An 8,265-nucleotide genomic window follows, 5' to 3' on the forward strand; every position below is an offset into this window, starting at 1 on the left:
GATCTCGGGTATGCAGGCCATGGTGCCAACGGTGACGCCCATGACCCGTTCGCGCGCGGGCGCGCGCAAACCCCTCCCCCTGCCCCCCTCCCGCAAGGGGAGGAGGGACTAAAAAGGACGGCCCTCAACATATCAGTACCCACGGTCGGCCACGCTCTGCGCCGTGCGGCGGATGGCGTCGCGGGCGGCGGGGTCGCGGTCGGCGATGGTCTCGAACAGCATGTCGACGATCACCAGTTGGCTGATCTTCGAGGCCAGGGCGCCGCCGGTCAGCGGCGTCTCCGGGGTCGAGGCCAGCAGCACCACATCGGCCAGGCCGGTCAGCGGGCTCTTGGTGCGGTTGGTGATCGCCGCCAGGAAGGCCCCCGCCTCCTTCGCCAGCGTGGCGGCGCGGACCACGTCGAGGGTGGAGCCGGAGCTGGAGACGGCCAGCGCCACGTCGCCCGGTCCCAGCGCCGCGGTCGCCATCGCCGCCATGTGCGGATCGTCATGCGCCACCGCCTGCAACCCGACCCGGGCCAGCTTGTACTGGGCGTAGCGGGCGGTGATGGCCGAGGCGCCGACGCCGAACACCAGCACGCGCCGGGCGGTCCTGAGGCGGTCGGCCACCGCCTCCACCGCGGCCGGGTCCAGCAGGTCCTCGGTCTGGCGCAGCGCGTCGACGGCGCGGTCGACAATGCGGAACAGGGCGTGCCGCCCCGCCTCCTCCGCCCGCGGCGGCTGGGCCGAGGCGAGCTCGGTGGCCAGCGCCAGCTTGAAGCCCTGGAAGCTGGGGAAGCCCTGCTCGCGGCAGAAACGGATCACCGAGGCCTCGGAGGAGCCGGAGGCCTCGGCCAGCTCGGTCACGGTCTGCGACAGCACCCGCTCCGGCCCTTCCAGCACATAGTCGCCGATCCGGCCCAGCGCCGGCGACAGGCCGGGATTGGCGGCCCGCAGGCTGGCCAGCACCTTGCGCCCGATGGTCGAGGCCTCTGTCATCGCTGCATTCTAACCCTTTACCGCGCCGGCGAGCATCGCCCGGCCGAGATAGCGGTAGCTGACCAGGCCGAGCAAGAGCGGCGGCAGAACGCTGAGCATCATCGCCGCCGCGGTGGCACCCCATTTCACGCCCCAGGAGGTGATGAAGAAGGTGGCGCCGACCGTCACCGGCACGGCGTTGCGGGTGGTCAGGATCAGGCCGAACAGAAACTCGTTCCAGCTGTAGATGAAGCTGAGGATGGCGACCGCCACCAGCACCGGCCGGGCCAGCGGCAGCACGATGTGGCGCAGCACGGCGAAGGTGGAGGCGCCGTCGACCCGCGCCGCCTCCTCGATCTCCTGCGGCAGGTCCTGCAGGAAGCCGACCAGCAGGATCAGCGCCAGCGGCAGGTTGATGATGCAAGAGATCAAGGCGAGGCCCAGCCTGGTGTCGAGCAGGCCGAGCGCCTGGTACAGCAGGTAGAAGGGGATGGCGAAGATCACCAGCGGCAGGGCCCGCAGGTTGGTGACCACCGGCAGGATGGTCGTGGTCCCCTTCCCCAGCCGGGCCATGGCATAGGCGGCCGGCACGCCGAGCCCGAGCGCCAGCACCGTGCCGCCGAGGGCGATGACGGTCGAGTTCATCAGGTAGCGCGGGAAGTCCAGCGCCGGGTCGGTCAGCACCGTGCCGTAATGCTCCAGGGTCGGCGCGAACAGCCAGACCGGCGGATAGGCGTTGATGTCGAGCGTCGTCTTCAGCGAGGTCAGCAGCGTGACGATGACCGGGATGTTGAGGACGAGGACCGCGAGCAGGAAGACGGCCCAGCGCAGGCCTGAGACGAGGCGCGTCATCCCCGCGATCCCCTCAGCATCTGCGCCATCAGGAGGCGCAGCACCACCACGGACGCCAGCAGCAGCAGCATCGAGGCGGCGACGGCGGGGCCGATCCGCTCCTGCTGGAAGAAGGTGCGGTAGATGTAGATCGACAGGCTCTGGGTCAGCGTGCCCGGGCCGCCGCCGGTCAACACATAGATGTGGTCGAACACCCGGAAGCTGTCGATGAAGCGGATGAAGCCGGTGATCGCCAGCGCCGGCACCATCAGCGGCAGGGTGATGCGGCGGAACACGGCCCAGGACCCGGCGCCGTCGATCCGCGCGGCCTCGACCAGATCACCCGGGATCGCCTGGTAGGCGGTCAGCAGCGCCAGGAAGGCGAAGGGCGTCCATTGCAGCACCTCGATCACCGCGACCGTGGTGAAGGCCCAGTCGACGCCCAGCAGGTTGTCGCTGAAGCCGACCAGCTGGAGGTATTGCGGGATGACCCCGACGAAGTCGTTCAGCATCAGCCGGTACATCACGCCGAGCAGGGCCGGCGACACCATCATCGGCAGCAGCAGGAACGCCATCAGCCAGCGCCGCTTCGCGATCAGCGGGTCGAGCGCCAGCACCAGCGCGAAGCCGAGCAGCAGCTGCGCCGCGGTCACCGCCACGGCGAAGCGGGCGGAGAAGCCGACCGCACCCCAGAAGGCCGGGTCGGCCAGCACCGTCCGGTAGTTGTCGAGCCCGACCCAGCGCGGCGACCACAGGCCGGTGAAGCGCACCTCGCTGAGGCTGTAGACCAGGTTGGCGACGGCCGGGAAGCCGAGCAGGAGCGCCAGGAACAAGAGCAACGGCCCGAGCAGCCACAGCCCGTCCCAGCGCCCCTCATAGGGCCGGCGCCCGGCCATGGCTCCCACCGACGTGGGCGCCATCAGCCCTTGATCCGCTCGGCCATGCCCTCGGCCGCCTGCTTCAGCGCGGTGTCGAGGTCGATCTGGCCGGCCCAGAAGGCGGAGAATTTCTCGGCCAGCACCTCGTAGACCGGCACGGCATAGGCGGCGGTGCCGCCGGTGACGACGAAGCCGTAACGGTCGACGAAATCGCCGACCAGCGGGAACTCCGGCCGGGTCGACGCCATCGCCTTCAGGATCTCCGGCACCGGCGGGGTGCCGCCGGCCTGGGCGTAGACCGTCATGGCGTCCTTGGTCGCCAGCCAGGCCACGACCTTGCCGGCGTCGGCCTTGTTCTTCGAGGCCTTGTTCAGGCCGATGCCGAGCGAATGGACGTGGCTCTTGTGCCCGGCGCTGCCGGCCGGCAGCGGGGCCAGGCCGACCTTGCCGGCGACCGTGGGCGACTTGGCCGGGTCGTTCAACTCGTTGAAGGCCGCGTTCCACTGCAGCATGGTGGCGGCCTGGCCGGCCTGGAACGCCGCGTTGGCCTCCGGATACTCGTAGCTGATCGACCCCGGCGGCGTCGCCTTGGCGTCGATCAAGGTCTTGTAGACCTGCAGCCCCGCGCGCGCTGCCGGCCCGTCGATCGCCGGCTTGCCGTCGGCCAGCCAGTCGCCGCCGTTCGACACCAGAGTCGCCTGCCACAGCATCACGTTGAAGATCAGGTTCTTCATCTGCAGCACGGTGCCGAAGCGGGTCGGGCTGTCCGGGTTGTCGGCGGCGCTGAAGAACAAAGCGGCGGCGATCCAGTCGTCCCAGCTCCAGTCGTCCGGCGCCTTCGGCTGCATCTCGCGCCCCAGCTTCGCCTTGGCGATCTCGGCATAGCGCTTCTGCCACTCGGCGTCGGACAGCAGCCTATCGACCAGGTCCTTGCGGTAGTAGAGGAAATGCACCGAGATGTCGGTCGGCACGCCGTAGAGCTTGCCGTCCAGGGTCAGGGACTGCAGCGCCACCGGCGCGAAGGCGGACTTGGCCTCGGCCGGCACCTGGGCGTCGATCGGGTCGAGATAGGGCGCGTAGCGGCCGAGCGTGTAGGTGGTGACCAGCGCCAGGTCGAACTCGCTCGACCCCGCCGCCAGATCCGCCTGCTCCTTCTCGAAATAGCCCTGGCGGCTGAACAGCAGCTGCTTGACGGTGATGCCGTCGGCCTGGCCCGGACCGGCATTGTAGGCATCCAGGACCTTCTGCATCGCCTCGCTTTCCGGCCCCGGCCAGAACAGCAGCGTCACCTCGCCCGCCATGGCGGCGGAGGAGAACGCCGACAAGGCCAGCCCGGCCAGCAGGGTCTTGCACAGGATATTCGTCATCGTTTGCCCCCTGTTTGTCTTGATTGAAGGACGGCCCGTCAGCCTGCGCCGAGGGCGTCGAGGAACCAGCGCGTCACATGTTCCGGCCGGGTGATGGCCGAGCCGGCGACCACCGCATGCGCCCCCGCGGCCAGGGCCGAGGCGGCATGCTCCGGCGTCCGCACATTGCCTTCGGCGATCACGGTGAAGCCGTCGGCGGCGAGGTCGGCGACCAGGGCCAGGTCCGGCTCGGTCGGCTCCGGCCCGGCGACATAGCCGGCGAGGGTCGAGGCGACGATGTCGGCGCCGGCCGCCGCGGCCGCCCGGCCTTCCGCCCGGGTCGAGACATCGGCCATGGCGATGCGGCCGTGTGCATGGATGCGCGCCGCCAGCTCCGCCACCGCGACCGGTCGGACGCGGTCGGTGGCGTCGAAGGCGATGACCTCGGCGCCGGCCTCGGCCAGCGCGTCGACATCGGCGAGGTGCGGTGTGATCCGCACCGGGCTGTCGGCCAAGTCGACCTTGACGATGCCGATCACCGGCACCCCGGCGATGCGGCAGACCGCGGCGACACGCTCCACCCCCTCGATCCTCAGGCCCGCGGCGCCGGCGCCGACCACGGCCCGGGCCAGCGCCACCACCAGCTCGGTGCGGTCGAGCGGCCCGCCCACCACCGGCTGACAGGACACGATCAGCCGGCCGCGCAGGCGGCCGAGGACGGCGGAGACGAAGGCGGCGTCGGTCATGAATCCACGTTACCTGTGTGATAATTTTTATCAATATAAATCTTAGGATGAAAAATTTCTTCACAACATATTTTCGATCTCAACGGCAACTCCAGCACCCTCTTGACAAAGCCCCCACACCGGCGCCTCATTTCATGACAGGGAATAAATTTTCCTGACAATAAATTAGCGGAAACGCAACCGCCGGATCGGGGAGGTCCGCCACAGGGAGGTCCCATGCCGAGTCCAGATCCTCGGATCGAAGCCTTGTTCCGTGCCGACCGGCGCGGCGCCACGGGGTTCGTGGTCCTGCTGTGGGCCATCATGCTGTTCACCTTCGTCGCCATGTGGCCGCTGGTCGACGGTCCGGTCCGGCTGCTGCTGGCTGCGGCCGGCGGCGCGGTGCTGATCCTCAACACCGCCTCGATCTGGGCGCTGGTGAAGCACTATGCCGAGGACAAGGAGGCCATCTACGGCCTCGACCTCCGCCATCTCGACGCGGCCCGCGGCCACGATCCGGACCGCTTTTCCGGGAGCGAAGCCCATGCCCCGCCGACCGTACCGACCGCCTGAGCAGAGCCGGGCCGGCCAGGTCATCGACGTCGTCGTCATCCTGGCGCTGGTGTTCGGCGCGCTGTGGGCCCCCGCCTTCCTGCGCCTGACCGGCGCCGGCACCGTGACCCGGGAGCTGGCGGACCCGACCTGGCAGAGCCTGGGCCAGACGCCCGCGATGCAGCAGGCCTGGGAGAAGCTGGGCATGACGCCGGACACCGCGGCGCCGGCGATCCTGACCCGCTTCGACTATTCGATCGACCCGGCGGCCTTCGGCCTGACCGCCTTCCTGCTGGTCGCCTATTTCGTCTTCGTCATCCGCCTCTCCGGCCGCGAGTACCGCGACGTGATCGCCGAGCGCTTCGGCGAGGACGAAGGGGAGGCCCGGCGATGAGCCTGTGGGTTCTGGCGGAATACGCCGCCTGGGCGGTGTCGGCCGCGATCCTGCTGTGGATGCTGGCAGACATGCTGCGGGTCGACCGCGACTACGACGAAGAGCTTTTGACATCGTCCCGCGAGGGCGAGATCGAATGAGGGCCTGCCCGGTACCAGACCGATGAGGGGATGCCGATGACCAGCCTGCCGGAGACCGCCGCCGACACCCGCAAGATCAGCCTGCTGCGCGTGCTCGGCCCCGGCCATGTCTGGGCGCTCGGCGTCGGCATCGTGCTGGTCGGCGAGTTCATGGGCTGGAACTTCGCCGTCGGCAAGGGCGGCGCGGTCGGGGCGCTGATCGCCTGCTGGGTGATCGGCATCCTGTACACCTGCGTCGCCATGATCGATTCCGAGGTCACCTCGACCGTCGCGGCGGCGGGCGGGCAATACGCCCAGGCCAAGCACATCATCGGCCCGCTGATGGCGTTCAATGTCGGGCTCTACCTGGTGATGGCCTACACCATGCTGGAGGCGGGCGACGCGCTGGTGGTCGGCGACCTGCTGGCCAGCGTCGCGGCCCAGACCGGCCACGCCTTGCAGCGCGAGCCCTTCGTGCTGCTGACCGTCGCGATCCTGGCCTGGCTGAACTATCGCGGCGTGTTCATGACCCTGACGGTGAACTTCGTCATCACCGCCGTGGCCTTCCTGTCGATCCTGGTGTTCTTCTTCGCCTCCGCGCCCTGGCAGCCCGGCGGCATGCTGCAGCACAAGGAGCTTCTGACCGACCTGCCCTATGGCTGGCTCGGCGTGCTGGCGGCGATGCATTTCGGCATCTGGTTCTATCTCGGCATCGAGGGCACCTGCCAGGCGGCGGAGGAGGTGCGGTCGCCCGCCCGGTCCCTGCCCTACGGCACGATGAGCGGCATGATCACGCTGCTGATCGCGGCGACCCTGACCTGGTATGTCTGCACCGGCCTGCTGCCCTGGGAGTATCTCGGCCGGGCGATCACGCCGCTGTACGACGCGGCGCTGGTGACCGGCAACGCCTGGCTCGAGGTGATGCTGTTCGTCGGCACCCTGTTCGCCGCCGTCGCCTCGGCCAATGGCTGCATCAACGACGCCTCGCGCGCCTGGTTCTCGATGGGGCGCGACCGCTACCTGCCCTCCTGGTTCGGCGCGGTCCATCCGCGCTACCGCACGCCTTACCGCTCGATCCTGTTCCTGGTGCCGATCGCGGTCGCCTTCGCCTATGTCGTGCCGCTCGACCAGGTCGTCACCTTCTCGATCCTCTCCGGGCTGCTCGGCTACACCTTCATGCCGGTCAACATGATCCTGTTCCGGAAGAAATGGCCGCTGGGCAGCATCAGCCGCGGCTACATCCACCCGTTCCACCCGCTGCCGGCCCTGCTGCTGCTGGCGCTGTGCGCCATGACCTATGTCGCGATCTTCCTCGGCTACGGCACGCAGCTGGCGGCGATGCTGGTGTTCTACATCGTCGCCTCGGCCTGGTTCGCCTTTCACCGCTACAAATTCGTCCGGCGCGGCGACCAGTTCACCATGCCCTGGCCACGGCCGAAGGGCTATTGAGGCCGATGGGCATCGTCCCCCTTGCCGTCGCCCTGCTCGGCCTGCTGGCGCTCGCGCTGGTCTGGCGGCGCGACCAGGCCGCGGCGCGCCGGCGGCGCGACGGTTTCCTGGACGATTGCCGGCGGCTGTTCGAAGGCGGCACCCTCACCCGCGGCGCCGCTGCCTATCCGACGCTGCGCGGCCGCCATTGCGGCCGGATGGTCACGCTGCTGCCCTTCGTCGAGGCGCTGACGCCGCGCAAGCTGCCGTCGCTGTGGCTGGCGATGCGGCTGGACGGGCCGACCGGCACCCGCGGCACGCTGGACGTGCTGATGCGGCCGGTCGGTGTCGAATTCTATTCGCCATTCACCGAGCTGCCGCACCGGATCGACCCGCCGCCGGGCTGGCCCGAGGGCGCCGTGGTGAAATGCGACGACCCGGACGCGCTGCCGGACGGCCCGGCGCTGGAGGCGATCGGCGCGCTGCTGCGTGACCCGCGCCTCAAGGAGGTGCTGATCACCCCGGGCTTCCTACGCCTGGTCTGGCAGGCGGATGAGGGCGACCGCGGCGGCTACCTGCTGTTCCGGCAGGCCCGCTTCGCCGCCGACCGCCTCGACCCGGGCCGGCTCGAGGGCTGGCTCGGCCGGCTGCACGCGCTGGACGAGGCGCTGCGGCCCGAGGCGCCCGAAAAGCTGGCGCTGCGGGCATGAGGCGGCCGGGCGAATACCGCAGCCCGGCCCCCGGCGAGGCGCTGCCGCATCCCTGGCTGGTGCTCGCCGTCGCCGCCGTGCTGCCGGGCGTCGGCCACCTGCTGCTGCGGATGCCGCAGCGGGCCCTGACCTTCGCCTTCTTCGTGCTGGTGTTCGGCTGGATCAGCCTCCATCTGGCGCCGCCGGCCGCCTCGCCCGTCGGCCGCATTGCCGGCGGCCTGTTCGTGCAGTCGCTGGCGGTGCTCGACGCCTATCGCTGGGCCCGGCTGCGCTGGGAGGAACGCCGCGGCCGGGCCCCGGCCGGCTCGTAGGTTGGGTTCGCGGA

11 protein-coding genes are annotated in these 8,265 nt (G+C 69.8%); 6 read left to right on the plus strand and 5 right to left on the minus strand.

What is annotated here, in order from left to right; all coding sequences use genetic code 11:
• Positions 1-132: 132 nt before the first annotated feature.
• The 5 genes from ACFW16_RS00005 to ACFW16_RS00025 are packed head-to-tail and all read right to left on the minus strand — an operon-like array spanning position 133 to position 4,758.
• Positions 133-978 (minus strand): MurR/RpiR family transcriptional regulator, encoded by an 846-nt coding sequence (locus tag ACFW16_RS00005; RefSeq protein WP_380300559.1) that lies wholly within the window; start codon positions 976-978, stop codon positions 133-135.
• Between the two features lie 9 nt (positions 979-987).
• Positions 988-1,809, minus strand: coding sequence for a carbohydrate ABC transporter permease (locus tag ACFW16_RS00010; protein WP_380300561.1), 822 nt, complete (start codon positions 1,807-1,809; stop codon positions 988-990).
• Entirely contained in the window at positions 1,806-2,708 is a 903-nt protein-coding gene (locus ACFW16_RS00015; protein WP_380300562.1) for a carbohydrate ABC transporter permease, read from the minus strand. The genes ACFW16_RS00010 and ACFW16_RS00015 overlap by 4 nt, the downstream gene beginning before the upstream one ends.
• Positions 2,708-4,033: an ABC transporter substrate-binding protein gene (locus ACFW16_RS00020; protein ID WP_380300564.1), complete on the minus strand. Its 1,326-nt coding sequence runs from the start codon at positions 4,031-4,033 to the stop codon at positions 2,708-2,710. Before ACFW16_RS00020 ends, ACFW16_RS00015 begins: the two co-directional genes overlap by 1 nt.
• A gap of 38 nt (positions 4,034-4,071) precedes the next feature.
• A complete protein-coding gene (locus ACFW16_RS00025) occupies positions 4,072-4,758 on the minus strand; it encodes an N-acetylmannosamine-6-phosphate 2-epimerase (RefSeq protein ID WP_380300566.1) in 687 nt (228 codons plus the stop codon).
• Positions 4,759-4,974: 216 nt separating this feature from the next.
• Here ACFW16_RS00025 and ACFW16_RS00030 point away from each other — a divergent pair, with 216 nt between their 5' ends.
• From ACFW16_RS00030 to ACFW16_RS00055, 6 genes are read left to right on the plus strand one after another with little or no spacing between them, the layout of a single operon-like run.
• The gene (locus ACFW16_RS00030; protein WP_380300568.1) at positions 4,975-5,310 is read left to right on the plus strand and encodes a hypothetical protein; all 336 of its coding nucleotides are present in this window, start codon (positions 4,975-4,977) and stop codon (positions 5,308-5,310) included.
• The gene (locus ACFW16_RS00035) at positions 5,282-5,683 is read left to right on the plus strand and encodes a hypothetical protein (protein ID WP_380300570.1); all 402 of its coding nucleotides are present in this window, start codon (positions 5,282-5,284) and stop codon (positions 5,681-5,683) included. The genes ACFW16_RS00030 and ACFW16_RS00035 overlap by 29 nt, the downstream gene beginning before the upstream one ends.
• Positions 5,680-5,823, plus strand: coding sequence for a hypothetical protein (locus ACFW16_RS00040; RefSeq protein ID WP_380300572.1), 144 nt, complete (start codon positions 5,680-5,682; stop codon positions 5,821-5,823). Before ACFW16_RS00035 ends, ACFW16_RS00040 begins: the two co-directional genes overlap by 4 nt.
• Before the next feature lie 36 nt (positions 5,824-5,859).
• Complete coding sequence (locus tag ACFW16_RS00045; RefSeq protein ID WP_380300574.1) at positions 5,860-7,251, plus strand: APC family permease; 1,392 nt, start codon at positions 5,860-5,862, stop codon at positions 7,249-7,251.
• 5 nt (positions 7,252-7,256) lie between these two features.
• Complete coding sequence (locus ACFW16_RS00050; RefSeq protein WP_380300576.1) at positions 7,257-7,940, plus strand: hypothetical protein; 684 nt, start codon at positions 7,257-7,259, stop codon at positions 7,938-7,940.
• Positions 7,937-8,251, plus strand: a complete 315-nt coding sequence (locus ACFW16_RS00055; RefSeq protein WP_380300578.1) for a hypothetical protein — start codon at positions 7,937-7,939, stop codon at positions 8,249-8,251. Before ACFW16_RS00050 ends, ACFW16_RS00055 begins: the two co-directional genes overlap by 4 nt.
• Positions 8,252-8,265 lie beyond the last annotated feature (14 nt).

Origin of the sequence: Inquilinus sp. NPDC058860 (assembly GCF_042743185.1) — a bacterium.
Taxonomy (GTDB): Bacteria; Pseudomonadota; Alphaproteobacteria; order DSM-16000; family Inquilinaceae; genus Inquilinus.